At 62.6% G+C, this 25014-nt stretch carries 27 protein-coding genes and 1 pseudogene; 17 read left to right on the plus strand and 11 right to left on the minus strand.

Annotation, left to right across the window (positions count from 1 at the left end):
- Positions 1-237: 237 nt before the first annotated feature.
- Positions 238-444 carry a cold shock domain-containing protein CspD gene (cspD, locus tag UC34_RS19315; RefSeq protein WP_010807119.1) on the plus strand — a complete coding sequence of 69 codons (207 nt, stop codon included), beginning with the start codon at positions 238-240 and terminating at the stop codon, positions 442-444.
- A gap of 633 nt (positions 445-1077) precedes the next feature.
- On the opposite strand, the gene UC34_RS19320 is transcribed toward cspD, so the two are convergent.
- From UC34_RS19320 to UC34_RS19335, 4 genes are all read right to left on the minus strand, one after another.
- Positions 1078-1392 carry a non-heme iron oxygenase ferredoxin subunit gene (locus UC34_RS19320; protein WP_044456832.1) on the minus strand — a complete coding sequence of 105 codons (315 nt, stop codon included), beginning with the start codon at positions 1390-1392 and terminating at the stop codon, positions 1078-1080.
- Positions 1393-1422: 30 nt separating this feature from the next.
- Positions 1423-1896, minus strand: coding sequence for an aromatic-ring-hydroxylating dioxygenase subunit beta (locus tag UC34_RS19325; RefSeq protein WP_044456833.1), 474 nt, complete (start codon positions 1894-1896; stop codon positions 1423-1425).
- 21 nt (positions 1897-1917) lie between these two features.
- Positions 1918-3141 carry an aromatic ring-hydroxylating dioxygenase subunit alpha gene (locus tag UC34_RS19330; RefSeq protein ID WP_044458425.1) on the minus strand — a complete coding sequence of 408 codons (1224 nt, stop codon included), beginning with the start codon at positions 3139-3141 and terminating at the stop codon, positions 1918-1920.
- A 163-nt stretch (positions 3142-3304) separates the two neighbouring features.
- Positions 3305-4360: a 2Fe-2S iron-sulfur cluster-binding protein gene (locus UC34_RS19335; protein WP_044456834.1), complete on the minus strand. Its 1056-nt coding sequence runs from the start codon at positions 4358-4360 to the stop codon at positions 3305-3307.
- Between the two features lie 188 nt (positions 4361-4548).
- Between UC34_RS19335 and UC34_RS19340 the strand changes: the two genes are divergently transcribed.
- Positions 4549-5487, plus strand: a complete 939-nt coding sequence (locus UC34_RS19340) for a LysR family transcriptional regulator (protein WP_044456835.1) — start codon at positions 4549-4551, stop codon at positions 5485-5487.
- 54 nt (positions 5488-5541) lie between these two features.
- Here UC34_RS19340 and UC34_RS19345 read toward each other — a convergent pair whose 3' ends face one another.
- Positions 5542-6285, minus strand: a complete 744-nt coding sequence (locus tag UC34_RS19345) for an SDR family oxidoreductase (RefSeq protein WP_044456836.1) — start codon at positions 6283-6285, stop codon at positions 5542-5544.
- A 108-nt stretch (positions 6286-6393) separates the two neighbouring features.
- Here UC34_RS19345 and UC34_RS19350 point away from each other — a divergent pair, with 108 nt between their 5' ends.
- From UC34_RS19350 to UC34_RS19365, 3 genes are all read left to right on the plus strand, one after another.
- Positions 6394-7317 carry a LysR family transcriptional regulator gene (locus UC34_RS19350; RefSeq protein ID WP_044456837.1) on the plus strand — a complete coding sequence of 308 codons (924 nt, stop codon included), beginning with the start codon at positions 6394-6396 and terminating at the stop codon, positions 7315-7317.
- A 197-nt stretch (positions 7318-7514) separates the two neighbouring features.
- Positions 7515-7943: a hypothetical protein gene (locus UC34_RS19355; RefSeq protein WP_044456838.1), complete on the plus strand. Its 429-nt coding sequence runs from the start codon at positions 7515-7517 to the stop codon at positions 7941-7943.
- Between the two features lie 340 nt (positions 7944-8283).
- Positions 8284-9482, plus strand: a protein-coding gene (locus UC34_RS19365; RefSeq protein ID WP_167370682.1) for an IS3 family transposase whose coding sequence is annotated in 2 segments (ribosomal slippage) — positions 8284-8599 and positions 8599-9482 — 1200 coding nt in all. Because the reading frame shifts where the segments join, the coding sequence is not laid out codon by codon here.
- Between the two features lie 20 nt (positions 9483-9502).
- Here UC34_RS19365 and icd read toward each other — a convergent pair.
- Positions 9503-10732 (minus strand): NADP-dependent isocitrate dehydrogenase, encoded by a 1230-nt coding sequence (gene icd, locus UC34_RS19370; RefSeq protein ID WP_044456839.1) that lies wholly within the window; start codon positions 10730-10732, stop codon positions 9503-9505.
- A 259-nt stretch (positions 10733-10991) separates the two neighbouring features.
- Between icd and UC34_RS19375 the strand changes: the two genes are divergently transcribed.
- The 4 genes from UC34_RS19375 (at position 10992) to UC34_RS19390 (ending at position 12880) form a co-directional block, all read left to right on the plus strand.
- Positions 10992-11582 carry a pseudouridine synthase gene (locus UC34_RS19375; RefSeq protein ID WP_044456840.1) on the plus strand — a complete coding sequence of 197 codons (591 nt, stop codon included), beginning with the start codon at positions 10992-10994 and terminating at the stop codon, positions 11580-11582.
- 53 nt (positions 11583-11635) lie between these two features.
- The gene (locus UC34_RS19380) at positions 11636-11878 is read left to right on the plus strand and encodes a hypothetical protein (protein WP_044456841.1); all 243 of its coding nucleotides are present in this window, start codon (positions 11636-11638) and stop codon (positions 11876-11878) included.
- A 127-nt stretch (positions 11879-12005) separates the two neighbouring features.
- A complete protein-coding gene (locus tag UC34_RS19385; RefSeq protein ID WP_044456842.1) occupies positions 12006-12209 on the plus strand; it encodes a hypothetical protein in 204 nt (67 codons plus the stop codon).
- A gap of 260 nt (positions 12210-12469) precedes the next feature.
- Positions 12470-12880 carry a DUF192 domain-containing protein gene (locus tag UC34_RS19390; RefSeq protein WP_044458426.1) on the plus strand — a complete coding sequence of 137 codons (411 nt, stop codon included), beginning with the start codon at positions 12470-12472 and terminating at the stop codon, positions 12878-12880.
- A gap of 99 nt (positions 12881-12979) precedes the next feature.
- On the opposite strand, the gene UC34_RS19395 is transcribed toward UC34_RS19390, so the two are convergent.
- The 3 genes from UC34_RS19395 to xseA form a co-directional block, all read right to left on the minus strand.
- Positions 12980-13756, minus strand: coding sequence for an HD-GYP domain-containing protein (locus tag UC34_RS19395; protein ID WP_084070827.1), 777 nt, complete (start codon positions 13754-13756; stop codon positions 12980-12982).
- A 246-nt stretch (positions 13757-14002) separates the two neighbouring features.
- Positions 14003-14581 carry a superoxide dismutase [Fe] gene (sodB, locus tag UC34_RS19400; protein WP_039367328.1) on the minus strand — a complete coding sequence of 193 codons (579 nt, stop codon included), beginning with the start codon at positions 14579-14581 and terminating at the stop codon, positions 14003-14005.
- A 203-nt stretch (positions 14582-14784) separates the two neighbouring features.
- The gene (gene xseA / locus UC34_RS19405; protein WP_044456843.1) at positions 14785-16158 is read right to left on the minus strand and encodes an exodeoxyribonuclease VII large subunit; all 1374 of its coding nucleotides are present in this window, start codon (positions 16156-16158) and stop codon (positions 14785-14787) included.
- Between the two features lie 448 nt (positions 16159-16606).
- Here xseA and UC34_RS19410 point away from each other — a divergent pair, with 448 nt between their 5' ends.
- The 8 genes from UC34_RS19410 to UC34_RS19445 all read left to right on the plus strand — a co-directional run bounded on the left by UC34_RS19410 (position 16607) and on the right by UC34_RS19445 (position 22354).
- Positions 16607-17221 (plus strand): MotA/TolQ/ExbB proton channel family protein, encoded by a 615-nt coding sequence (locus UC34_RS19410; protein WP_044456844.1) that lies wholly within the window; start codon positions 16607-16609, stop codon positions 17219-17221.
- A gap of 15 nt (positions 17222-17236) precedes the next feature.
- Positions 17237-17683, plus strand: a complete 447-nt coding sequence (locus tag UC34_RS19415; protein WP_044456845.1) for an ExbD/TolR family protein — start codon at positions 17237-17239, stop codon at positions 17681-17683.
- Entirely contained in the window at positions 17680-18750 is a 1071-nt protein-coding gene (lpxK, locus tag UC34_RS19420) for a tetraacyldisaccharide 4'-kinase (RefSeq protein WP_084070828.1), read from the plus strand. Before UC34_RS19415 ends, lpxK begins: the two co-directional genes overlap by 4 nt.
- Entirely contained in the window at positions 18731-18937 is a 207-nt protein-coding gene (locus UC34_RS19425; protein ID WP_044456846.1) for a Trm112 family protein, read from the plus strand. The genes lpxK and UC34_RS19425 overlap by 20 nt, the downstream gene beginning before the upstream one ends.
- Positions 18934-19725 (plus strand): 3-deoxy-manno-octulosonate cytidylyltransferase, encoded by a 792-nt coding sequence (gene kdsB, locus UC34_RS19430; RefSeq protein WP_044456847.1) that lies wholly within the window; start codon positions 18934-18936, stop codon positions 19723-19725. The genes UC34_RS19425 and kdsB overlap by 4 nt, the downstream gene beginning before the upstream one ends.
- Positions 19726-20041: 316 nt before the next feature.
- On the plus strand, positions 20042-20707 hold the full coding sequence (adk, locus tag UC34_RS19435) for an adenylate kinase (RefSeq protein ID WP_044456848.1): 666 nt from the start codon (positions 20042-20044) through the stop codon (positions 20705-20707).
- Positions 20708-20888: 181 nt separating this feature from the next.
- Complete coding sequence (locus UC34_RS19440) at positions 20889-21647, plus strand: 3-hydroxyacyl-CoA dehydrogenase (RefSeq protein ID WP_044456849.1); 759 nt, start codon at positions 20889-20891, stop codon at positions 21645-21647.
- 212 nt (positions 21648-21859) lie between these two features.
- Positions 21860-22354 (plus strand): Mpo1 family 2-hydroxy fatty acid dioxygenase, encoded by a 495-nt coding sequence (locus UC34_RS19445; protein ID WP_044456850.1) that lies wholly within the window; start codon positions 21860-21862, stop codon positions 22352-22354.
- A 143-nt stretch (positions 22355-22497) separates the two neighbouring features.
- Here UC34_RS19445 and UC34_RS19450 read toward each other — a convergent pair whose 3' ends face one another.
- Positions 22498-23364: a SirB1 family protein gene (locus UC34_RS19450; RefSeq protein ID WP_044456851.1), complete on the minus strand. Its 867-nt coding sequence runs from the start codon at positions 23362-23364 to the stop codon at positions 22498-22500.
- Positions 23365-23418: 54 nt separating this feature from the next.
- Positions 23419-24987, minus strand: a pseudogene (murJ, locus tag UC34_RS19455) (murein biosynthesis integral membrane protein MurJ); the annotation flags it as partial.
- Positions 24988-25014: the final 27 nt, after the last annotated feature.

The raw sequence follows: 25014 nt of genomic DNA on the forward strand, positions 1-25014 counted from the left end.
TACCCTCCCAGATATAAGGGTAAAACCTGATCGAGCGTAAGTTCTATCGTTCAAAAAAGGGCTTGACACTGTTGGTAGTTAGCGAAAACAATCGACGTGGCGCTTTTCCTCTATAAGTGATTTAAAAGAAAAGATGCCTGGGTGAGCCTAAGAAGCCGCCGCCAGCCGGCGGGTTTTTCAGATGTGCTCGTTGTTGCGGTGATATGTAGTAGTCGTAATTGTTTAGGGGAAGTTTGTATGGCAACCGGTACGGTCAAATGGTTTAACGACGCCAAGGGTTTTGGTTTCATCACGCCGGATGAGGGTGGCGAAGATCTGTTCGCTCACTTCTCGGCGATCCAGATGAACGGTTTCAAGACCCTGAAGGAAGGTCAGAAGGTTCAGTTCGAGGTCGTACAAGGCCCGAAGGGCAAGCAGGCTTCGAACATCCAGGCAGCCGCCTGAGGTAGCGCCGTTCGACGCATTGAAAACCCGGCTCCGGCCGGGTTTTTTATTGCAACGCAACAACGCTTGTGAAAAGACGCACCGTTTTGGATCCGCTTTTGCATGCAAAAGGTGCGCAATTTTCCACTCCGGCGACGAAGGTTTTCAGTATTTAGCTGCGACCATTACCGTATAAAACTATATTCATCGCAACAATCCACTCAGTTATTAAAATACTCCCAGCCTGCAAATGGATGCGGAAATCAATTACGCAATTAGCTTAATAGACTAAGTAATCCTACGCAGCGGACCGGTCGGCCAATCCCGGAAATACCGCGAGATAAGTACCCGAAACGAATAAGCTTTTAACGTCTTCCAAAGCGTGGCACGTGTCATTCGCATCGCGCATCCTGCCTGCGGCAATTTGTGCGTTTCATCGTTGAATTTTTTGCATCGAACAATTCATGTGGCTTGTCGGGTCCGCCAAGGGCGCGTCGGCGCGCAGCGGCGTCCACGGCGGCCGGAACCGCATGTCGTGCACCTGACGCCCACGCTGTCGTACAAACGCCACGGGCCGCCGAATGGAAACCCATTGGGCGGCCCGTTTGGACAAATTCCCCTAAAGCGCCGGATGCCGACGCCCCGGCGTCGGCTTCATCCCAGATCCACGAACACCTTTTGCGCTTCGATACGGATGGGATAGGTTCTGACGGCTTCGGTCAGTGGCGCGCACATGGCCGCGCCGGTCCGGACATCGAATTTGCCCTGATGCAGCGGACACTCGATCTCGTGCCCGTCCAGAAACCCGTCGCACAGCCGCGCATTTCCATGGGTGCAGACGTTGTCCGTGGCGAACACTTCGCCATCGACGCCGTACAGCGCGATGTCGCGTCCGCCGACGATCACGCCGATGACGTCGTCCTCGGGAATGGCGTCGCGCGACGCCGCCTCAATCCAGTTGCCGCTCATGATGTCCTCGTGTCGATCGTTACCATGCTGTCAGATCGGGTAGATAAGCGAGTTGGGAATCATCTCGCTATCGAAAATGCATTGGCGCGACGCAAACTTCCAGCCGTCGCCGGTGCGCTTGACGATGTCCACATAGCGGCCGACCGACAGAATGTCCGTCAACTGGTCCGGCTTTGTTCGGAACACCGCGTAATTCGCCTCAACGTGCAGCGTGTCGTCATCGGCCGCCCGAATGGACGGCAAACCGATCACGTGCCGCTGGTAGTACGGATCATGGAAAAGCGTGTCGCGAATGCCGTAGATGCGGTCACGCAGCATGCCTTTGCTCTCGAACGAGAGTGTGGCGAGAGGTAAGCCCATCTCGAAATTCTCTCGCGGCTGAATGCGATAGACGCACTCGTCCAGAAAAAACTCGGGCCAGGCGTCCCACGCCTGCGTGTCGAGCGCCGCCGCGTAGGCGGCATTGAGTTCGACCACTGCCTGAAACGTTGCAAAATCCACCATCGAATCGTCTCCCTCGCGATCTCAGACGCCCATCACACGTCGCCAGTAGGCGTACATGCCGCGAATCAGCGTTTCCGTCACCATGTGTTCGGTGTTCTCCACCCCGGTGCCCCCCAGCTCGGCCAACACCCGATGCCACGGCTTCTGCGCGAAGCCCTCCTGCGAGCACTCGATGGCCTCCCCGTCGTCTGCCGAGACAAAGCCTGCCGGGCCGAACAGGTTGGCCTGACGCAGACGCCGCTGCGTCATTTCCTCGGTGTCGTCCTCGAAGCCGAAATGTGTCCAGACGAAGTCGAACGCATTGTGTCCGCGTGGCTGGATATGACGCGTCGACACGGAGTTGACCTGCTGTTGCAGGATGACGCTGGGAAAGAGCGTCATGAGGACCGCTGTGGGCCCCTTCCACCAGTCTTCCTGCACGATGTCGAGAAACCGCATGTCGTTGAGCGACATCGACTCCTTGAAGCTCGACACGCCCGAGGTCACCTCGCCGCCACCGCCCTGCCCTCGCGTGGACACCATGGCCGCGTGGCGACCATGGGCGTCCATCACGAGCCGCGATTTGTTGTCCGCGCGCCAGAGGCCGAAAGTGACGAACCACGTGTGCAGCAATCCCGGGTGGTACGGGTCCTTGATGTTTTCCTGCATCAGCTTCCAGTTGCCCGGAATTCGCTGCTTGTTGTAACCGAGCAGCTTGAGCTTGCGGCCGTCGAAGAGCCGGTCGAAATAGGCGCAGATGTCCGGCCCGAGAAAGTCCTCGAGCGACTCGACGTCATGGTCGAACGACGCGAAGATCACGCCCCCGCGCGTGGCCACCTTGAGCCGGGTCAGGCCATGCTCCTGCGGCTTGAAATCCTTCGGCATGCCGCCGTTGACCTTGCCGTCCTGCTTCACGCCGCGCCGAAACGGCACGCCTTGCAGGTTGCCTTTGAGGTCGTAGTTCCACTGGTGGTAGGGACAGTGAAAATCCGTACGGTTGCCGCGTTTCTCGCGGCAGAATTTCATGCCGCGATGGGCGCACACGTTTTCGACCACGTTGATCTCGCCCGTGGCGTCGCGCGTCACGATGACGGAGCGCTCCCCGATCACCGTACGCTTGAAGTCGCCCGGGTTCGGTACCTCGGCCTCCAGACCGACGTAATTCCAGTGGTTGCGATAGAAGCACTGCTCCAGTTCGCGCCGGTGCAGTTGCTCGTCGGTGTAGACCCGAAACGGGATTCGGCTCGAACCGTCCGTGGGCCAGATGTCCGATGGCGCGAAGGCGGCGCATGGCGCCGGATCGACGCCGGTCTGCGGTGTTGTGGTCACGATCGTCTCCTGATGAAAAAGTGGGGGCCGACTGGCAAGGCGGTGGCGTTTCGAAATTGCCCGATCGGTCTGATCCGGCCGCCCGGCCTGATCTGCCAGATCAAGCCGCCGTGGCGTAGAACGCATCGGCGTAGATGTGCGCGCCGTCGATGCCACGCGCACGCAGCAGGCGCGTGGCGGCCTCGACCATCGGCGGCGCGCCGCACAGGTAGGCACGCCAGCCAGCAAGGGCATCCGCGGCAGCAAAGTCCGCGTCGAGCGCTTCGGTGACATGGCCGCTGCGAAAGGCCGGTTCGGACGCGGTGGGCTGCCCCGGTGTGTCGAGCGTCGTCACGACATGCAGGCGAATACCGTCGTGGCGTGAGGCCAGTTCCCGCAGCCACGCGAGGCCGTAGACGTCTGCCGGGGACCGTGCGCCGACGTAAATCTCGATGGGATTCGTCATGCCGCGCGCCAGTGCGCCGCGCACGATGGAAAGCACCGGCGCCAGTCCGGTGCCGCCGGCAACGCACAGCATTGGCCCGTCATGACGCGTGCGCAGATACGACGTCCCCAACGGCCCGGACACCCGCACCGCGTCGCCGACTTTGAGTTGCTCGTCGACGTAACCGGTCACAGCGCCGCCGGGCGCGCGGCGGATGTGGAATTCGAGGGTGTCGTCGGCGTCGAGTCCGGCCATCGAGTACGGACGGACATGCGCCGGGGTGAATTGCAATGTCGCGTATTGGCCGGGGGAGAAGCTGAGCGGCTTGGCCGGTTTGAGTACCAGGCGCTTGATGTCGTGCGTCAGCGGTTCGATGGCCATGACCGTCGCCTTGAGGATTTTGGCGGGATGCACGACGACTTCGTCCACGTCCGGCAACGCAATTTCACAGTCGCCATGGACGCTCGACTGGCAGGCGAGCACGTAGCGTTGACGCTGCGCCCCGCCCAAGGCGCACGACGTCGATTGTGCCGCGTCATCGTCGTGATGACGGTATTCGACGCCTTCGGCTTCGCGCACGTCGCCCGACACGACACGGCAGCGGCAAGTACCGCAACGCCCGGACAGGCAGCTATACGAGATGGGAATCCGACGGTCGGTGAGGACCTTGAGCAGGTTGTCGCCGGGCACAACGTCGAAGCGCTCGCCGAGCGGCTGCACGTGAACTTGCATGGGGATTGTCTCCGTTCTGGCGACGCCCTCCGGGCGTCGCGCGTGGCGTTAGGACGCCGTTTGCCAGAAGCATCGCGCAACGCTCGATATAAACCAATAGAATCTCGGTTATATGACCTATAAAAACTAGTGATTTTGCGAAGTCGGGCCCCGGGGCACCGATGCCCCCCCACGTCTCTGGACTTGTCATGGACTTGCACGCCGTTGATTTGAATCTGCTGGTGGTCTTCCAGCATCTGTACAACGCAAGACGCGTATCTCGTGTCGCGCAGACGCTGGGCGTTACGCAACCAGCGGTCAGCAACTCGCTTGCTCGCCTGCGCACGCTGTTCAACGACGAGTTGTTCATCCGTACCTCACGGGGCATGTTGCCCACACCGATGGCCATCGAACTGGCCGAACCGGTGGCGGCTGCGCTCGACGCATTGCACGGCGTGTTCAATCGCGAACTGGCGTTCGATCCGGCGACGAGCCAGCGCGCGTTTCAGATCGCGATGACGGATATCGGCGAAGTGCACTTCTTGCCGAAACTGATGCACGCGCTGGGCGAGCGCGCGCCGGGCATTACGGTCAGCACCGTACGCAATACGGCGGTGAACCTTCGTGAAGAGATGGCGGCCGGACAGGTCGATCTGGCGATCGGCCACCTGCCGGACCTGACGACGGAGTTTTTTCAGCGGCGGCTGTTCCGCCAGAAGTACGTGTGCATGTTTCGTCCCGGGCATCCGCTCGATCGCACGGCACGGTCCGCCGGCTCGCGCAAGCCGACGGCAACGCCAATGACGCGCGAAGACTTCGAGCGTTCCGAGCAGGTGATGGTGGTGGCCGCAGGCACGGGGCACGGGCAGGTGGACGACTTCATGGCGCGCGCGCATGTGCAACGCAACATACGGCTACGCGTGCCGCATTTCGTCGCGCTCGCCGACATTCTTCATGCGACCGATCTCATCGCGACCGTGACGGAGAAGTTCGCGCAACGCAGCGCCCGCCACTTTGGACTGCGTTACGTGGATCATCCGATCGATCTCCCCGACGTCCAGATCAATCTGTTCTGGCACGCGCGATATCACCGCGAACCGGGGAGTCAATGGATGCGAGCGCTGCTGTTCGACTTGTTTTCGGAGTAGGGAGTAGCGCGAGCAGGTAGCGCGCACGTCCCCCTCGGTCGCAGACGGCCGACGTTATGCGTTAAAGCCGCCGTCGATCGTCAGACTGGCGCCCGTGACGAAACCGGCCGCCTCGCTGGCGAGATACGCCACCATCCCTGCCACTTCTTCCGGACGGCCGTGACGCTTGATCGCCATGAGGTCGTGCATTGCGGGCGCGAACTCGCCAGCGGCAGGGTTCATGTCGGTGTTCGTCGGTCCCGGCTGCACATTGTTGACGGTAATCCCGCGAGGCCCGAGGTCACGCGCCATGCCTTTGACCAGACCGACCAGCGCCGACTTGGTCATGGCGTACGTGGCGAAATCGGGGAACGGCACGCGCTCGGCATTGCACGAACCGATGTTGATGATGCGGCCACCCTCGCCCATGTGCGCGAGCGCCGCCTTCGCCGCGACGAACACGGCGCGCACGTTGACGTTGAGCACGCGCTCGAACTCTTGCAGTTCAAGCTCGGCGATGTTGCCCATCGAGAACACCCCTGCGTTGTTCACCAGAATGTCGACCTTGCCGAATTCACGTGCCGCGTCGTCCACCGCGCGCGTGAGCGCCTGGGCGTCGGCGACGTCGGCTTGCAGCGCGAGCGCACGCCCCCCTGCGTTTCGGATGCGCGCCACGAGGGTTTGCGCCGCCGCCTTCGATCCGTTGTAGGTGAAGGCGACCGCTGCGCCGTCGTCGGCAAACCGTTGCACGATGGCAGCGCCGATACCGCGCGAGCCGCCCGTCACGAATGCCACCTTGCCTTGAAAGTTCGTTGCCATGATCTTGCTCCACTGGGTTAGGAAGTGAAGACAGTATCGGCGGCGAATTGCATCGCAACTAGCTCATAATGTCGATCATCACTTTCAACCCATTGGAATAGGAAACACATGGATGCGCTACATCTGATCGAGTCGTTCGTGCTGAGTGCGCGCGCCGGAAGCTTCTCGGCAGCCGCGCGCCGGTTGGGGATCACGCCGGCGGCGGTCAGCAAGAACGTGGCGCGTCTCGAAGCGCAGCTCGGGTTGCGACTGTTTCACCGCAGCACGCGCAGCCTGACGCTGACGGCGGGCGGCGAGCGTTTCCTGCTCGACGTGGACGGGCCGTTTGCCGCCTTGACGGACGCCTTCTCACGGGCCGCAGAGCGCGAAGGCGCACCGTCCGGCACGTTGAAAGTGAGCATGGCCCATTCGTTCGGGCGGCAGTATCTGCTGCCGATGCTCGGCGACTTTCAGGCGCGATATCCGGACATCGTGCCGGACTGGCGGTTCGATAACCGCAGCGTGGATGTCGTGGGCGAAGGGTTCGACGCCGCGATCGGCGGCGGCATCGAACTCACGCAAGGCGTGATTGCACGCCGACTCGCACCGACGTACGCCGTGATGTGCGCGTCGGCCACCTATATGGCGGGGCGGGAAATGCCCCAACACCCCTCCGATCTGGCGAGCCTCGATGCGATCATGCGGCGCTCCGGGGTATCCGGTCGCCTGCGCGCCTGGAACCTGTGCCATGCCACCGGTGAACGGGTCAACGTCGAGGCACGCACGCGCATGATCTTCGACGACCCGGAGGCGATGGCGCACGCCGTCGCGCTGGGCTATGGCGTCGCGCTGTTGCCCATGCCGCATGCGGCGCCGTTGCTCGCTAACGGACACATTGTGCGCATACTGCCGGACTGGTTCGACGAATATGGCGGCGTGTTCATCTACTACCCGAACAAGAAGCAGTTGCCGCTACGCACCCGGGTGTTCGTCGACCATGTGGCGCAAGCGTTCGAGCAGCAGCGGCTCGCGGCTCGCTTCGACTGGCGATGAGATGGCGTGCCGACGCGTCGAAGCCGGAAAGCGCCGCGGCTTGCCGACGCCAGTGAAGTTGGCGGAATCACGGGCCACGCGAACTCCGCTCCTTGCGTTGTTCCCGTCCGTGCACTGTAATGAAAGCGTGTAACCGGCGCGGAACAGGGAGCGAGAACGCCGTTGTGCCGGTTGAACAGGGGGGTGGGAGATCCGCCATGGATACCGCCGCAGCCACTGTGCGGGCCGCAGTGTTCGCCGTTTGCGTGATTGGCGCCGCCGCCGCAGGCGCGCGTCCGCCATTCCCGCCGGACACCCTCGAGCTCGAAGCCGCCGTCGGTCAGAAGATATCGATCTGGGAGCAGAGCAACTACAACGGATTGTGCCGAGATCTCGGCACACCGACCTTCGAACTGGATTCGAAGCCGAGGCTGGGCGAAGTCACGCCGGAGTGGATCACTTACACGGTGCCCATCGGTCAGCGCTGCGAGCAAATGAAGTTCTCGGGAATGATCGTCTGGTACCAGGCCGGTCCGGTGCCGGGCACGGACGAAGTCATCTGGACCGTCGGGTTCCCCCGCGAGTTCGGCAGTCGCACCCCCACCACCGGCGAGCATCGCGTGACGACGAAGATTGTCATACGCTAGCGCGGCGCAGCGATTGCGCAAGGTTCCGATGTTCGTTCATCCAGGGCGGCGAATCGAGTCGGCGGTGTTCGACGTGACGCCGCGCCCCTGACGCGCGTTGCCCGCGAAAAACCCCGGCAAGCATCGCCATATCGGGGTCGTTCCAGGCACGATCAGGGGGACGCCAGGACATCGGCGCGCTGGGCAATACCCGTCTTTCGTCACATATTTGCGATCATCACCTCGCCGAATCCGGAGCATGACACTTGGAGCGGCCCCACGTATCTGAGGACACGAGGACTCTCTTAAAATAAGGGATAGTCTTGTGCCTATCAGTAAGCCTAGTCATTACGTGGAAAGCATCGAAATTCTGACCGAGCCGGAGCGCCGTCGTCGGCGCACGGCGCAGGAAAAAATCGCCATCGTGCAGGAAACATTGGAGCCGGGAGCGTCGGTGTCGGCCGTTGCACGTCGGCACGGCGTCAATGCCAACCAGGTGTTCGGCTGGCGCAAGCAATACCAGGAAGGCAGTCTGGCGGCGGTGAAGGCGGGTGAAACCGTTGTACCGGCATCTGAGCTAGCCGCCGCCATCAAGGAAATCAAGGAGTTGCAACGGCTACTCGGGAAGAAGACGTTGGAGGTCGAAATCCTGAAAGAAGCCGTGGAATGGGGCCGGTCAAAAAACCTGATTGCGCGCTCGCCCTTGCTGCCGGGGGACGACCGATGAAGACGGTCTGCGAAGTTCTCGGCGTGGCGCGCTCTGCCGTGGCGGTCAAGCGAGCTCGCTCGTCCGACTGGCGCGATGGTCGCCGTGCCCGCGTGACCAACGATGCCGGGCTGGTCGAGGAGATTCAGGCCCATGTGGCGCACCTTCCTACCTATGGCTACCGGCGTGTCTGGGCGCTGCTGCGCCGCAGTCGGGAGCAGAGCGGTGCGCCGTGCATCAACGTCAAGCGCGTGTATCGGGTCATGCGGGAGCATCAGTTGCTGCTGCGCCGCCCCGGCGTGCGGCAAGACAAGCGGCGGCATGACGGTCGCGTTGCCGTGGAGCGCAGCAACACCCGCTGGTGCTCCGATGGCTTCGAGTTCCGGTGCGACGATGGTACGCCGCTGCGCGTGACGTTTGCGTTGGACTGCTGCGACCGCGAGGCGATTAGCTGGGCCGCAACGACCGGCGGGCATAGCGGTGATGTGGTGCGAGACGTGATGCTGGCCGCCGTCGAACAGCGCTTCGGCACCACGCAGGCCGCGCACCCCATCGAATGGCTGACGGACAACGGCTCGGCCTACATCGACTACCGCACGCGCAGCTTCGCTCGCGAACTGGGTCTTGAGCCGCTGACCACGCCGGTCCGTTCGCCGCAGAGCAATGGCATGGCCGAATCGTTCGTGAAGACCATGAAGCACGATTACGTCGCCTATATGGACAAGCCTGACGCACCAACAGCGCTCTCGCGTCTGGCAATCGCGTTTGAACACTACAATGAGCGCCACCCGCACAAAGCCTTGAAATACCGCTCGCCTCGCGAGTTCAGGCGTAATGCGGTGTCATCAACCTAACAGTGTCCGCCTGTCCTGAGTTACAGGGGCAACTCCAACACTTGCGTGGCGCCTTCCATCAGGCGAGCGAAGTCGTATGTCACCTTCTTCGAGAGGATCGATTTTTCCATCGACGCGATGATCAGATCCGCTGCTTCGGTCCATCCCATGTGACGCAGCATCATCTCCGCCGACAGAATCTCGGAGCCCGGATTCACATAGTCCTTGCCCGCGTATTTCGGCGCAGTGCCGTGCGTCGCTTCGAACATGGCCACCGAGTCTGAAAGGTTGGCGCCCGGCGCAATGCCGATGCCGCCGACCTGCGCGGCAAGCGCGTCCGAGATGTAGTCGCCATTCAGGTTCAGCGTGGCGATGACGTCGTACTCCGCCGGCCGCAACAGAATTTGCTGAAGGAAGGCGTCTGCGATCGAATCCTTGATGGTGATCTCTTTACCCGTCTTCGGATGCTTCACCTTGCACCAGGGTCCGCCGTCGATCTCCGTCGCCGCGAATTCCTTCTTCGCGAGTTCGTACCCCCAGTCGCGGAACGCGCCTTCGGTGAACTTCATGATGTTGCCCTTGTGCACGAGCGTGACCGTATCGCGATTGTTGTCGATCGCATACTGAATCGCCTTGCGCACGAGACGCTCCGTGCCTTCGCGAGAGACCGGCTTCACACCGATGCCCGACGTCTGCGGGAAACGGATCTTGCTCACCCCCATTTCGTTTTGCAGGAATGCGATGAGCTTTTTCGCGCCAGCGGATTCGGCTTCCCATTCGATCCCGGCATAGATGTCCTCCGAGTTTTCCCGGAAGATCACCATGTTGATCTTCTCCGGTTGACGCACCGGCGAGGGCACGCCCTTGAAGTACTGCACCGGGCGCAGACAGACATACAGATCGAGTTGCTGACGCAGCGCCACATTGAGCGACCGGATACCGCCGCCCACCGGTGTCGTGAGCGGCCCCTTGATCGAGACCACATAGTCCTTCAAGACCTGAAGCGTTTCGTCCGGCAACCAGACATCCGGTCCGTAGACGCGCGTCGACTTCTCGCCGGCATAGATTTCCATCCAGCTGATCTTACGCTTGCCGCCGTACGCTTTCTCCACTGCGGCATCGACGACCCGGAGCATCACCGGGGTAATGTCGACGCCCGTGCCGTCGCCTTCAATGTACGGAATGATCGGATGGTCCGGCACGTTCAGCGAGGAGTCCTTATTGACGGTGATCTTCTCGCCGGCCGGGATCTTGATGTGCTGATACGACATGGTGGGGCTCCAATTGTGTGGCTCCGATGGTGGCACCGGATAACGTGACCTGAGTGGCGTGGATGGTATCGCGTGCGTGCGTCAGTGATCTCAAGGCAGCGTGAGCCTCCGGGGCGTTACCGCTGTGCATGGCGCAGCCCTATTGTAGTCACAGGCGCCTGAAGATGGTGTGACACAACACAAGTCTTATATAAGACATAAGACTAGCATTTTCGATTATGCATTAACATGTCGGCGCTGACTAGAATCTCTGCCCGGTATGACACTTCTCGCACTCAACAAGCCCTTCGGCACCATCTGCCAGTTTTCGCCACATCCGACACGCCCCACGCTTGCCGAATGCATCGACCTGCCAGACGTCTATCCGGCGGGACGTCTCGATGCCGACAGCGAGGGCCTCTTGTTGCTCACCGACGACGGACGGCTTCAGGCGCGCATCGCGGAGCCGGAGCGAAAGCTGCCCAAAACGTATTGGGCGCAGGTCGAGGGCGAACACGACGAAGCGGCGCTCGCGCGGCTTCGCGCCGGGCTCGACCTCGGCGACTTCGTCACACTGCCTTGCGACGCGCGCGTCATCGCGCAGCCGACGCAGCTCTGGGACCGTCATCCGCCGATCCGCTATCGCGCCAGCATTCCAACGCATTGGCTGGAGATCAGGCTCGTCGAAGGCAAGAACCGACAGGTGCGGCGCATGACGGCTGCGATCGGCACACCGACCCTTCGGCTCGTGCGCGTGGCCATCGGTCCGGTCGACGTCTTTTCGCTGAACCTCGCCCCCGGGCAGTGGTGCGAACTACCGCAACAAATACTTACACTTTCCGGTCAACGCAGTCGCCGCTCGCCTCGTTGAGGGAACAGGTGCGCAACATACGCACCACCAAACTGAAACGAGGAAACCAAGTCATGAACAAACTGCTGCTCGCACTGACCGCCGGCCTGATCGTGTCCGGTGCCGCGATGGCCCAATCTTCGGCGCCCGCAACGGCGCCTGTCGCTCCGGCGGCGCCTGCAGCGGCAGCGCCTGCTACGGCGGCACCGGCGGCCGATCACGCCGCACCGGCGAAGAAGTCCACCAAGCAAAAGAAGCATCACCACAAGAAATCCGGCAAGAAGGCTAGCCAGCCGCCGGTCGGTAACAAGCCGTAATACTTGCTGTCGCAAAAATCCGCGAGTGAGGTGTCAACCGATGTCCTGAATGGACGTTAAAGGAGATGACTCACTTCGCGGGTCAACGAGTACACCACCCAAACATCGAGCTCCAAAGAGGAATCTCATGAAAAAACTGATCGCTGCCCTGGTCGCTGGCCTGTTCGCAACTGGCGTGTTCGCCCAAGCTTCGGCTCCGGCCGCTGACGCCGCTGCTCCGGCCGCTGCAAGCAAGCCGGCTGCCAAGAAGTCGAAGTCGCACAAGAAGTCGACCAAGAAGTCGGCAAAGAAGGCCTCTGCTGCTGAAGCTCCGGCCGCTGCCAGCAAGTAAGTACCGCGTCGCGCAGCCCGCCTGCGCAACGGACGGTAACAAAGCAGGTTGCTCGCGCAACCTGCTTTTTTTTCGTCCGGCAGCTACAATGACCCGCGATTTCGTGGGGGTTCAGCACGCTTCGATTGGCTTTCGGCCGCTCCCCCCGACGTCTCTCCCTGTCGCTCCTCCGACCTTCCCAGGAGTCATTCGTGATCCGGATTTCACGTCAGCTGGCCGCGCTCGCCGCCAGCGCCACGTTCACCAGCATCGCCGCCTTCATGGCCTTTGTCCCGGCCAGCGCGGGGGCGCAAATCAAGCAGCCCGGGGAATTCCCGACGGTTCAGCTCTCAGCCGGCATGTATCTCATCAAGGCCGAAGTCGCCGCAAACGAGAAGGACCGCGAACAGGGTCTGATGTATCGCAAGAGCATGCCCGCCAACGCCGGCATGCTGTTCGTGTTCGAGCAAAGCGCCGGACATTGCTTCTGGATGAAAAATACCGATTTGCCGCTGTCCATCGCATTTCTTGCGGACGACGGCACGATCGTCAACATCGAAGACATGGCGCCGCAGACCGAAGACAATCACTGCCCGCGTGCCGCGGTTCGATACGCACTCGAAATGAATCAGGGCTGGTTCAAGAGCAAGAACATCAAGGCCGGTGCGAAGATCTCGGGACTGCCGCGCTGATTCGACACCGGGTATCGCGAACCGGTATTGCAGGTATGCGCCGCGCTGTCGGGGTGCCCCAGGCCGTGCTCGATTTGACCTGACGAAACCGGATCGAACCTAGTGCGCGCCGCTCGATATCTCGAGCGCAGCGAGCAGCGAGTGCTCGAGAAAGCTGTCGAGCAACCATGGATCGAAGTGACGCCCGCGCTCGGCCAGCATCGCCGCCACAATTTGTGCGGGACTCAGCGCCGCACGATAGGGGCGATGACTGGCGAGCGCGTCGAAGACGTCGACCAACGCGACAATGCGACCCGCCAACGGAATGCGATTGCCCGACAGCCCGTACGGGTAGCCACGACCATCGAACCGTTCGTGATGGGTACGCGCCACCGTGGCGGCCAGCTCGCACGCCGCACCGCCGATCGCATCGAGCATGTCGCCTCCCAGTTGCGGATGCATGCGCATCATCTGCATTTCATCGGGCGACAATTTGCCCGGCTTGTCCAATATCGCATTCGGAATACAGAGCTTGCCGGTGTCATGCAAGGCGGCGGCGAGTCCGAGCGCCTGCGACTCGATGCCCGACATGCCCAGCGCCTGCGCGAAACGCCACGCGAGCGCGCCGACTCGCCACATATGCGTCGCGGTGCCGCCGCGCTTGGTCTCGGCCAGACGGAAGAGCGTCCAAGCGGCGGGCGGCAGGCTGCGCATGAGGCGGGCGTCCGCCAGCCAGTCACGACGCGGGGCGTTGTGCGAGCGCTCGACACAAGAGGTGGCCGACGTTTGCGCCAGATGCGCCAGACTGGCCGGATTCGCCATATCCGCCGTATTCGGGATATGGGTCGCGAGGCAGCGCGCGGAGGCGGCAAAGCACGGTGGCGCAGGGTCTGGCATTTCGGTGTCCGATGAGTTTGAAGCGCTTACTCTAACGAGACCCACGTGCGCGAACGTTGATACGGATCAAGCCGGCCGTAGATGCCCGCAATCCGGCGACCGCTGAAAAACGAAAAGCCCACTGCACGCAGTGGGCTTTCGTCTTGCCGGTGTCGTCAGACGCTCGGGTCGGGCGCCTGACGTTACCCTTCGGCGGCGGGTTGCCGAAGTCGACCGCTATCGGCCGGCAAATTCCGGGCGTTTCGATTACGCGAAGTTCTTCGCGGCGAATTCCCAGTTGACCAGATTCCAGAATGCCTCGACGAACTTCGGACGGGCATTGCGGTAGTCGATGTAGTACGCGTGTTCCCACACGTCGATCGTGATCAGCGGCTTGTCGGCGCCGGTCAGCGGCGTGGCAGCGTTGCTGGTGTTCACGATGTCGACCGAACCGTCGGCCTTCTTCACGAGCCACGTCCAGCCCGAACCGAAGTTACCCACGGCCGACTTCGAGAACGTTTCCTTGAATGCGTCGAACGAACCGAACTTGGCGTCGATGGCCTTGGCCAGATCGCCGGTCGGCGCACCGCCGCCCTTGGGCGACAGCGTGTTCCAGAAGAAGGTGTGGTTCCACACCTGCGCTGCGTTGTTGAACACGCCGCCCGACGACTTCTTGATGATGTCTTCGAGGCTGGCGTTTTCGAATTCGGTGCCCTTGATCAGGTTGTTCAAGTTGGTCACATAGGCTTGGTGGTGCTTGCCGTAGTGATACTCCATCGTTTCCTTGGAGATGGTCGGCGCCAGTGCATCGATGGCGTACGGCAGTTCAGGGAGCTTGTGTTCCATGGCAATTGTCCTTTGTGCTCTGAGGGGAACCCGATTTTGCGTTATCCGGAGCCATCGATTCTAGGGCAGATGCGAAAACCCCGCAAACCCAATGGGTACTTGGTTTCCCGCAATCTGCCCGAGAAATGTGACGATTGTTTGCCGATCCCGGCTAATCGACGCACGATGCCTGCGATTCGTCAGGTTTGGCAAACCGGGGGCGCCTAAAAAGTATCGTCAAGCCTGACCTGAACGTCACCAATGCCCACATCCGCCGCGCCGTCGGCCAGATGCATCGTGACCTGCTGACCGCGCTGCAATTTTCGCGGGTCGCGCAGCGGCTGCCCTTTCGCATCGAGCACTGCGGCGTAGCCGCGTTGTAGCGTACGTCGGGGATTGAGCAGCTCCAGTTGCGCGGTGGCATCGGCCAGACGTTGTGTCGAGCGCTCCGCGCGGCGGGACATTGCCGTCTGCAGACGCTGCGAGAGCAAGGCAACACGCTCATGTTGCGACGCGACATCCGGCACAGCTCGCGCGAGTCGCAGTCGCAGCATCTCGAAGCGGCTGCGACGCTGCGCGAGCGGCCGCTCCAGGGCGTGCCGCATACGATCGGCAAGATGCGCGAGCGCCGTGCGCTGACGCGCCAGCCGCTCGCGAGGCGAAACCAGAGCGCGCGACAGGCTGTCGAGTTGCTGCGCGCGCAGCTCCAGCGCACGGCGCATGGCGCGGGTCAGTCGCTGATGCTCCCGGTCCACTTCGCGCAGACACTCGTCGCGCGCCGCCGTGATCAGTTCGGCAGCCGCCGTGGGCGTGGGCGCGCGCACGTCTGCCACGAAGTCGGCAATCGTGAAATCGGTTTCGTGACCGACGCCGGACACCACCGGCAGTTCGCTGCGGGCAATCGCCCGGGCCAGCACTTCCTCGTTGAACGCCCAGAGATCTTCGATGGAACCGCCGCCGCGACAAAGCAGGATCGTTTCCACTTCGCGGCGGGCGTTGGCGGTGTCGAGCGCGGCCGCCAGTCGGGTTGCCGCGTCGGCGCCCTGCACCGGTGCGGGATAGACGACGATCGAGATGTGCGGCGCCCGGCGAGCCAGCGTGGTGAGTACGTCTCGCAGCGCCGCAGCCTGCAACGAGGTGACAACCCCCACCCGACGCGCATATCGCGGTAAGGGGCGCTTGCGCTCGGCGTCGAAAAGGCCCGCCGCGGCCAGCGTCTCTTTCAGACGCAGGAAAGCTTCATACAGATTGCCCTGACCGGCGCGGCGGATCGCTTCGACGTTGAGCTGCACTTCGCCGCGAGGGACATACATCGAGAGCAGTGCACGGACTTCGACCCGATCCCCTTCTTTGGGCGAGAAATCGGCATGTTGCGCACGGCCGCGGAACATCACGCAACGCATCTGCGCCTGCGCGTCCTTGATCGAGAAATACCAGTGACCGCTGGCCGCACGCGTGAAGTTGGAGATCTCGCCGCTGACCCATGCCAGCGGAAAGCTGCGCTCCAATACGCCCGCAACGGCTTTGTTCAAATCCGAAACACTGAGTACGCGATCCGCGCCACCAGTGGGCCGGGCGTCGTCGAAAGATAGGTTCATGCGTGTGCGCTGACGAAAAACTGTCCACAGGACCGCTAATTTAAGGGTTTTCGCGCCCGGACGCCTTGTATTTCCTGCACCACAGTGACAAACCCTTGATTTATCAGGCTTTGCAGAGGACATCCCGCGTGGCGGAAGCCGTGATTTCGAGGCAGACGCCGAGATATATCGTCCGCTGGGGACATGTGCACATAGTTATCCACAGGCTGATGGAAAAGTCCTGGGATTTGTGAGCTTGCGGTGGTGTTCATTTCTGAAACCGCTCATTGCCCATTTTTTAATCGCGAACCAAAAAGTTCCGTTGTGTCAAAGAGTTGCTCGACGTATCCAAAGGTTGTCCACATCCTTGTGCTCGGTGGATGTGGAAAACGGTGCTTGCCCATCCCCCCCCTGCACGCTACAGTGCGGACTCGTTTGCCCATCCCCCGCAACAAGCAAGAGGTCGTCTTTGTTCGCCGTCATCCAGGCCGCCGGCTGGCCCATCTGGCCACTTCTCATCGCTTCCATCATCGCCCTCGCCCTGATCGTCGAGCGCGCCCTGTCGCTGCGCCGTGCGCGCGTGCTGCCGGGCGGCGTGCTCGAAAACGCGATCACGCTCGCGCGTCGCGGCACCGCCAAGCAGGACGCCACGGAAGCGCTTTCGCGCGGCTCCATGCTCGGCCGGGTGCTCGCAACCGGTGTCCGTTATGTCGCCCACAATCCACAGGGCCCGCGCGAAGGGGCGAAGGAGGCGCTGGAAGAAACGGGGCGCGCCGTCGCCCATGAACTGGAACGGTTCCTGCCGGCCCTGGGCACCATTGCGTCCGTGGCGCCGCTAATGGGATTGTTCGGTACGGTCGTCGGCATGATCGAGATCTTCGGGGCACAAGACGCTACCGGCACCGATCCGGCGCAACTTGCCCACGGCATTTCGGTCGCGCTCTACAACACGGGCTTCGGTCTGATGATCGCGATTCCCGCGATGATCTTCTATCGCTACTACCGCACGCGGGTCGATGCGTTCCTGGTCGAACTGGAAACGCAAGCGGTCCATTTTCTCGATGCCACGTTGCCGCGGCACTGACCCGAGAGACACACGATGAATTTCCGTCGAGGTCTCTCCACACGCGACGAGCCGGAGATCAACCTGATTCCGCTGATCGACGTGCTGCTCGTCATCCTGATCTTCCTGATGGTCACGACGACCTACACGCGATACACGGCGCTGAAGGTCAACCTGCCGACGGCCGATGCCGAGAAAGCCGTGGTGCCGCCGCGCCAGATCGTGGTCTCCGTGGGCGCCGACGGTGGTTACGCGATCGATCGCCATTCGCTTGCGCAACGCGACGTCGCGAGCCTGACGGCTGCACTGCGTCAGGCGGCCGGGCCCGCGAACAACGGCGCCGAGCCGCCGGTCATCATCATCAACGCGGACGCCAAAAGCGCGCATCAGTCGGTCATCAACGTGATGGAAGCGGCGCGTGAAGCGGGCTTGTCGCGACTGACGTTCGCGGCACGCTCCACGTCGGCGCAACCGACCCGATGAGCGTCTCCCCGCGCCCCGACAAGGCGAGCGGCGCCCGCGCGCGTGCGCTGGTGCCGCGACTGTCCGGATCGCTGGTCCACTGGGTCACGGCGCAGTGGCAACGTCGAGGCATGGTCGCCTGGGCGCTTTGGCCGCTCTCGTGGGCATTCGCTGCGATGGCTGCGTGGCGTCGCGGGTGTTTTCGCCGAGGCTGGAAGCGGTCGACTCGCCTGCCGGTGCCCGTCGTCATCGTGGGCAATCTCACCGTGGGCGGCACTGGCAAGACGCCAACCGTCATTGCGCTGGTCGGCGCGCTGCGTCAACACGGCTACACGCCCGGCGTGCTCTCGCGCGGCTACGGCGCGAAATTGTCGCAACCGACACAGGTCGATGTGTCGTCGCGTCCGCAGGACACGGGTGACGAACCGCTGCTGATCGCCAAACGCACTGGCGCGCCGGTATGGGTGTGGCCGTCGCGGGTCGAAGGTGGCCGGGCATTGCTTGCCGCGCACCCGGCGTGCGACGTCATCGTGTGCGACGACGGCCTTCAGCATTACGCTCTGGCCCGGGACGTCGAGATTGCCGTGTTCGATCACCGGCTGGGCGGTAACGGCTTTCTACTGCCTGCCGGTCCGTTGCGCGAACCGCTGTCGCGCGCGAGAGACGCCAATCTCATCAACGATCCCTATGGCAGAACCCTACCGGAGTGGCCCCACACGTGGCGACTCACGCTCACGTTGGGCGACGCGTGGTGCGTTAGCCAGCCCTCGCTCACCCGGCCGTTGGCGCATTTCGCGGGCAGACGCGTGCTCGCCGCCGCGGGCATCGGTGCACCGGAACGATTCTTCGCCGCGTTACGCGCGGCGGGGCTGCAAATCGAGACGCTGGCATTGCCCGATCATTACGACTTTGCAACGAATCCGTTCGACGGCGTGGCAGCAGACGCGATCCTGATCACGGAAAAGGATGCAGTAAAATGCGTCTCCTGGTCCGACCCGCGTGTGTGGGCCGTACCCGCCGAGGCGGCGCTCGATGCGCGCCTCGTATCACTGGTAGTGGAGAAATTGCGTGGACAACCGACTGTTTGAGATTCTCGTCTGCCCGTTGTGCAAGGGCCCGCTGGCGCTGGATAAGAAAGCGCAGGAGCTGATTTGCCATGCAGACAAGCTCGCGTACCCGATCCGCGACGGCATTCCGGTCATGCTGGCCGATGAGGCGCGTCAGTCTGTCGAAGGCACCCCGGTCCCGCTGAACGACGACAAGCCCGCATCGTGAGCCAATCGAAAGCCGTCATCGATTTTGTCGCCGTGGTGCCTGCGCGCCTGGCGTCGACACGTCTGCCCAACAAGCCGCTCGCCGACATCGGCGGCAAGCCGATGGTCGTGCGGGTCGCCGAGCGCGCCCGTGAGTCTGGCGCCAGGCAGGTTGTCGTTGCCACGGACGCCCAAAGTGTGGTCGATGCCGTCGCGGCGCACGGTTTCGATGTCGTCCTTACGCGAGCCGACCACCCCACCGGCACCGACCGTCTGGCCGAAGTCGCCGTGCAGCAAGGCTGGTCGGACGACACCATCGTCGTGAATGTGCAGGGCGACGAGCCGCTGATCGATCCGCGCCTGGTGCATGCGGTTGCGGCACATCTGGCCGAGCATCCCGAATGCGCGTTGTCGACGGCAGCACATCCGATTACCGACAACGCGGAGATTTTCTCTCCCAATGTCGTCAAAGTGGTTCTCGACGCCCACAGCCGCGCCCTCTATTTCTCTCGCGCCCCCATTCCGTGGGCGCGCGACGCGTGGTCGGCCGGCATCGCGAACGCCGCGACACTGCCCCCGGCCACGACACCGATTTTCCGCCACATCGGCTTGTACGCATACCGCGCCAAGTTTTTGCGCAGCTATCCGGATCTGCCGCAGGCGCCCATTGAGACGGCCGAATCGCTGGAGCAGTTGCGGGCGCTTTGGCACGGAGAGCGAATCGCCGTCCTCGTGACCGACGATGCGCCACTGCCCGGTGTCGACACGGCAGCGGATCTCGAACGTGTGCGCGCCCTACTGAAAAACTGAGGGTCAATACCGTACGCGATTCGCCGCGTGGGGCTGGTTCGGTCTGTCCAAACCGCACGGCGAACGCGTCCCGGAATTCGCAACGACGCGACACCGACAAGTCTGCAAAACGCCGCCGGGCGGGCACGTCGTGGCATAATCGCTCTGATTCTCGCGAGCAGACCCCCGGTCGCGCGCGTCGCGCCCTGCCGAGCGCGTCGTCTGCGCGCCGCGCAGTTGCCCGGTCACCGGCCCCGCAACCGCCGCGAAGTACCGGGGACGCAAACTCCTGCCGCACGCACAGCATTCACAAATCACAAACTTTCAGGAGTCATCGATGCGTCTGATTTTGTTGGGGGCACCCGGGGCCGGCAAGGGCACCCAAGCAACTTTCATCAAAGAAAAATTCGGCATCCCGCAAATCTCGACCGGCGATATGCTGCGCGCCGCGATCAAGGAAGGCACCCAACTCGGCCTCGAAGCCAAGCGTTTCATGGACGCGGGCGATCTGGTGCCGGACGCCGTGATCATTGGCATGGTCAAGGAGCGCCTCACGGCAGACGATTGCAAGAACGGCTATCTCTTCGACGGTTTCCCGCGCACCATTGCGCAAGCGGAAGCGATGAAGGAAGCCGGCGTCGCCATCGACTTCGTGCTCGAAATCGATGTGCCGTTCGATGAAATCATCACCCGCATGAGCGGTCGTCGCACCCACCCGGCGTCGGGTCGTACGTATCACGTCAAGTTCAACCCGCCGAAGGTCGAAGGCGTTGACGACGTCACGGGCGAACCGCTGGTTCAGCGCGACGACGACAAGGAAGAAACCGTCAAGAAGCGCCTCGCCGTGTACGAATCGCAAACCAAGCCGCTGGTAGCCTATTATTCGGATTGGGCCAAGCATGGCAGCCCGGGCGCGATCGTCCCCGCCCCCCAATATCGCAAGATCTCGGGTCAGGGCAGCGTCGAGGACATTCGCGCACGCGCGTTCGACGCGTTGAAGTAAGACGGTCTTTCGCCGTCCCACGGCGCTGTCGGTCACTGAGACGATGCATGCATCGATTCCGGGCCGCCAAACGTGGTTGAGCGCCGATGCAGATGCAGGCGTGACGGCGCGCGGTCATGAAGCCAAAGAAAAGGCGGCCAGTTCACACTGGGCCGCCTTTTTTGCCGAAGGAGGATGACGCATGGAAATTCAGGGCAATGTGTTTCTGATCACCGGTGGCGCCTCAGGGCTCGGCGCTGCGGCTGCGCGCTGGCTGGCCGGGCTCGGCGCGAAAGTGGTGCTCGCCGATGTGAACGTCGATGAAGGCAGGACACTTGCCGAGAAGCTGGGCGGCAAGTTCGTCAAATGCGACGTGACGCAAGAGACCGACGGCAAGGCCGCCGTGGCCGCAGCGCAGTCGCTCGGCACGCCGCGTGGTCTGGTGAATTGCGCGGGCATCGCCATTGGCAGCAAAACCGTGGGGCGCGACGGCCCGCATCCGCTCGACGCGTTCTCCCGCGTGATTCAGATCAATCTGATCGGCACCTTCAACATGATCCGTCTCGCAGCCAGCGCCATGAGCCAGACGGAGCCCAATGGCGAAGGCGAGCGCGGCGTAATCGTCAATACGGCATCCGTCGCCGCGTTCGACGGCCAGATGGGACAGGCCGCTTATGCGGCATCGAAAGGTGGCGTCGCCAGTCTGACGCTGCCGGTCGCTCGCGATTTGTCGCGCAGCGGCATCCGCGTCATGACCATCGCGCCGGGCATTTTCGAGACACCCATGATGCTCGGCATGCCCGCCGAAGTGCAGGCCTCGCTTGGCCAGATGGTCCCCTTCCCGCCCCGATTGGGTCGGCCCGCGGAATACGCGATGCTCGTGGAGCAGATCGTGCGCAATCCGATGCTCAACGGCGAAGTCATTCGTCTCGACGGGGCGATCCGGATGCAGCCGAAATAGCCTTCGGACCCACTCACACGCGCTCACGCGCGCGCCTACGCGGTGACAACGCAGCGCCCGGACAGTTTGCCGCACCGCAGCAAAACGTCGCGCCGAGTGTGACTACAATGGAATGCCGACCGCGCCTTGCGGCCGGCAACGACACCGGTTTTCATGATCTCGATCCGGTAACCAGGCGTTCCCCCCGTCGTCCCCCGAGGCAGGAGGCTGGCATGAAATCACTGGCGCAACAGATGTCGTTCTACCAGCGCTATCACCGCAGTCCCAAGAATCGTCTGACCCATTTCTTCGGCGTTCCCATGATCATCCTGGCGGTGATGCAAGCGTTTTCGTGGGTGCCGCTTGGCCCCAGCGGACTGAACGCGACGCATGTCATCATGCTGGTCCTGCTGATGTACTACTTCCTGCTCGACGTTCCGCTCGCCCTGGCGATGACCGCGTTCTTCGCCGTGATGCTCGCCGTCACGCAGCAGCTGGCGAAACTGCCGCTGCCGTGGGCGCTGGCCGCGTTCGGGGTGTTGTTCGTCGGCGGCTGGATCGTGCAACTCGTCGGCCATCATTTCGAGGGCCGCAAGCCGGCACTGCTCGACAACCTCTTTCAGATCTTCATTGCCCCGATGTTCCTGATGGCCGAGGTCTTTTTCCACTTCGGCTACAAACCCGGGCTTCAGCGAGAAGTGCAGGAGTTGTCGATGCAGTCGGCGTAGCCGGTTCGCACGCGCGCATCGACCGTCCATGGTCGACGCTCGAAAAAAAACGCCAGCCCGTTAGAAAGGCTGGCGTTTCTCATGGCGCTGTCGCATCGTGGGGAACAGCGTCACAACCGTGAAGCATGGCGTATGCGTTCTGCTTACCCGTGGCCTCCGGGCCGTCGGCTCAAGTCGTCGAGCACCTGCCGTATTGCATCGGCATCCTCCGCCTCGGGACGCTTGCTCAGATAGAGCTCGAGATCGTCCTGCGCGGGGCGCACCAACCCCAAACGGGCATACGCCAGTCCGCGATCGCGCTTTTCCACGGGCTGGTCGGGCAGCACGAGCACCATGCGCTCCTGCACCGCCAGCAAGCGCTCCCATCGTTCGTTTTGGGTGTAGATGGCACGCAGGTTGCGAAGCATCCGCGCCAGGATTTCGCGCGGCGTCGCGGGCTCCAGAAACGGATGCAGCAAGGCCCACAGCGCCAGTTCCTGAATCGGCTCGGCGCTCTCGTCGCGATAGTGCTTCAAATACGGCTCGACCATTTCGAGCAAGCGCTGGGGCGAGAGCGAATTGCCGGAAATCGGATCGATGACGACGTCACCCGCCGGCACGGCGAGCCTGAGCAGGAAATGTCCGGGGAACGACAAGCCGCGCAACGGCAATCCGATCTGATGCCCGATCTCCATGCACAGGACGGCCAGCGAAATCGGAATGCCCCGGCGCCGATCCAGCACGACATGCAGATGGCTGTTGTCCGGATCGTAGTAATCGTTCTGATTGACCGTGAACCCGAGTTCGCGGAAGAAGAAGTGATCGAGCAGTTGCAACTTCTGCAACGGCCCGGCATCCGGCGGCAGCCGCTTGGCCAGACGTGCGGCGAGCGCATCGATCTGGGTCAGCGTGTCCTGCACGTCGAGATCGGGATAAACGTCCTGTGCGATGGCAATAGCCGCTTCGGTCAACGGCAGACCGTCGTCGGAGGCAACCAGCGCAGCAAAATACTCGAGAATTCGATTCGCCATGCGGTATCCGTGAATTCCGCCGCGTCACCTGAGCGCTTCGCGATCCCGGGGGGGTCACGAGTGAGTCCGTCGGCGGAAGAACGAGAAGTTGAAACCCATGAGGAATAATGCCCCGAAATACACCACGGCGCATAGCACCAGACTCGCGCCAAGCAGGGCAATGCGCGCGAGCGGACGCGCGCCCAGCGCCACCCAGTCGAAGCTTTGCGTGAACCACAGCAGCACGCCGGCCAGAATCAGGCAAGCCGCGAGCAATTGCACGAAAAAGAGTCGCCAGCCAGCAGCCGGTCGGTAGATGCCGCGCTTGTAGAGGCCCGCGAACAGCAGCGCCGCGTTCATACATGCCCCCACGCCGATCGACAACGACAATCCGGCATGAGCGAACCAACGCACGAAGAGGATGTTGGAGAGTTGCGTGGCCACAAGTACCACGATGGCAATCTTTACCGGCGTCTTGATGTCCTGCTTCGCGTAGAAGCCAGGCGCGAGAATCTTGATGAGAATCAGGCCGACCAGGCCGACGCCATAAGCCGTGAGGGCGTGCGCCGTCATGGCGACGTCGGTCGCATCGAAACGACCGTACTGATACAGCGTCGCCGTGAGCGGCTCGGCATAGACGAACAGCCCCACGGCGCTGGGCATGGCCAGCAGGAACGTCAGACGCAGGCCCCAGTCGAGCAGCGCAGAATACTCGGCGGTGTCGCCGTCAGCATTGGCCCGTGACAGGCTCGGCAGCAGGATCGTGCCCAGCGCCACGCCCAGCAAGGCCGTCGGGAATTCCATCAGCCGATCGGCATAGGCGAGCCACGAGACGCTGCCCTGAGCCAGTCGCGAGGCGATGTTCGTATTGATGATGAGGCTTATCTGCGCAACGGAGACCGCGAGCGTGGCCGGCACCATCTTTGCCAGCACCCGCTTGACTCCCGCATTGCGCAGCGCCGCCGCCATATTGACGGAAATGCGCGGCAGCATGCCGATGCGCGCGAGCGCCGGGAGCTGGATCACCAGTTGCAGCACCCCGCCGACGATCACAGCGTAGGCCAATGCGTAGACCGGCGTCTCCAGATGCGGCGCGACCCAAAGCGAGGCCACGATCGAGCTCACGTTGAGCAGTACCGGGGCAAACGCAGGCATCGAGAACTGACGCCACGTATTGAGCACACCCGCCGCCAGGGTCGTGATCGAAATCAGCGTGATGTAGGGAAACATGACGCGCGTCATGAAAACGGCGGCATCGAACGTGCCGTTTTCCCGCGACAACCCGGTCGCCACGGCATAGACCACCCCGGACGCCCCCAGAACGCCGGCAATCGTGATGGAGAGCAACGCCCAGAACAACACGGTAGTGACGGAATCGACGAGCGTTTTCGTCTCTTCCGCACTGCGCTGCGACTTGAATTCGGCCAGAATTGGGACGAATGCCTGCGAAAACGCCCCTTCGGCGGACAGCCGGCGCAGCAGATTGGGAATGCGGAACGCCACGTTGTAAGCGTCGGTCATGGGACCGGCGCCGAACATGCGTGCGATAAGAATTTCACGAATCAGGCCGGTGACGCGCGAGAGCATCGTGAAACCGCTGACCGTAGCGAGAGCTTTGAGCAAATTCATGTTGCGCGTATTATACGCACACCCGTCGCACCCCCATGCAGC

The organism is Pandoraea vervacti, assembly GCF_000934605.2.
GTDB classification, from domain to species: domain Bacteria; phylum Pseudomonadota; class Gammaproteobacteria; order Burkholderiales; family Burkholderiaceae; genus Pandoraea; species Pandoraea vervacti.

Bases quoted from the DNA above. Each gene is read 5' to 3' on its own strand.
- cspD (WP_010807119.1), top strand. From the start codon at position 238: ATGGCAACCGGTACGGTCAAATGGTTTAACGACGCCAAGGGTTTTGGT.
- UC34_RS19320 (WP_044456832.1), bottom strand. From the start codon at position 1,392: ATGAGCGGCAACTGGATTGAGGCGGCGTCGCGCGACGCCATTCCCGAG.
- UC34_RS19325 (WP_044456833.1), bottom strand. From the start codon at position 1,896: ATGGTGGATTTTGCAACGTTTCAGGCAGTGGTCGAACTCAATGCCGCC.
- UC34_RS19335 (WP_044456834.1), bottom strand. From the start codon at position 4,360: ATGCAAGTTCACGTGCAGCCGCTCGGCGAGCGCTTCGACGTTGTGCCC.
- UC34_RS19340 (WP_044456835.1), top strand. From the start codon at position 4,549: ATGGACTTGCACGCCGTTGATTTGAATCTGCTGGTGGTCTTCCAGCAT.
- UC34_RS19345 (WP_044456836.1), bottom strand. From the start codon at position 6,285: ATGGCAACGAACTTTCAAGGCAAGGTGGCATTCGTGACGGGCGGCTCG.
- UC34_RS19350 (WP_044456837.1), top strand. From the start codon at position 6,394: ATGGATGCGCTACATCTGATCGAGTCGTTCGTGCTGAGTGCGCGCGCC.
- UC34_RS19355 (WP_044456838.1), top strand. From the start codon at position 7,515: ATGGATACCGCCGCAGCCACTGTGCGGGCCGCAGTGTTCGCCGTTTGC.
- icd (WP_044456839.1), bottom strand. From the start codon at position 10,732: ATGTCGTATCAGCACATCAAGATCCCGGCCGGCGAGAAGATCACCGTC.
- UC34_RS19375 (WP_044456840.1), top strand. From the start codon at position 10,992: ATGACACTTCTCGCACTCAACAAGCCCTTCGGCACCATCTGCCAGTTT.
- UC34_RS19380 (WP_044456841.1), top strand. From the start codon at position 11,636: ATGAACAAACTGCTGCTCGCACTGACCGCCGGCCTGATCGTGTCCGGT.
- UC34_RS19385 (WP_044456842.1), top strand. From the start codon at position 12,006: ATGAAAAAACTGATCGCTGCCCTGGTCGCTGGCCTGTTCGCAACTGGC.
- UC34_RS19390 (WP_044458426.1), top strand. From the start codon at position 12,470: ATGGCCTTTGTCCCGGCCAGCGCGGGGGCGCAAATCAAGCAGCCCGGG.
- UC34_RS19395 (WP_084070827.1), bottom strand. From the start codon at position 13,756: ATGCCAGACCCTGCGCCACCGTGCTTTGCCGCCTCCGCGCGCTGCCTC.
- sodB (WP_039367328.1), bottom strand. From the start codon at position 14,581: ATGGAACACAAGCTCCCTGAACTGCCGTACGCCATCGATGCACTGGCG.
- xseA (WP_044456843.1), bottom strand. From the start codon at position 16,158: ATGAACCTATCTTTCGACGACGCCCGGCCCACTGGTGGCGCGGATCGC.
- UC34_RS19415 (WP_044456845.1), top strand. From the start codon at position 17,237: ATGAATTTCCGTCGAGGTCTCTCCACACGCGACGAGCCGGAGATCAAC.
- lpxK (WP_084070828.1), top strand. From the start codon at position 17,680: ATGAGCGTCTCCCCGCGCCCCGACAAGGCGAGCGGCGCCCGCGCGCGT.
- adk (WP_044456848.1), top strand. From the start codon at position 20,042: ATGCGTCTGATTTTGTTGGGGGCACCCGGGGCCGGCAAGGGCACCCAA.
- UC34_RS19440 (WP_044456849.1), top strand. From the start codon at position 20,889: ATGGAAATTCAGGGCAATGTGTTTCTGATCACCGGTGGCGCCTCAGGG.
- UC34_RS19445 (WP_044456850.1), top strand. From the start codon at position 21,860: ATGAAATCACTGGCGCAACAGATGTCGTTCTACCAGCGCTATCACCGC.
- UC34_RS19450 (WP_044456851.1), bottom strand. From the start codon at position 23,364: ATGGCGAATCGAATTCTCGAGTATTTTGCTGCGCTGGTTGCCTCCGAC.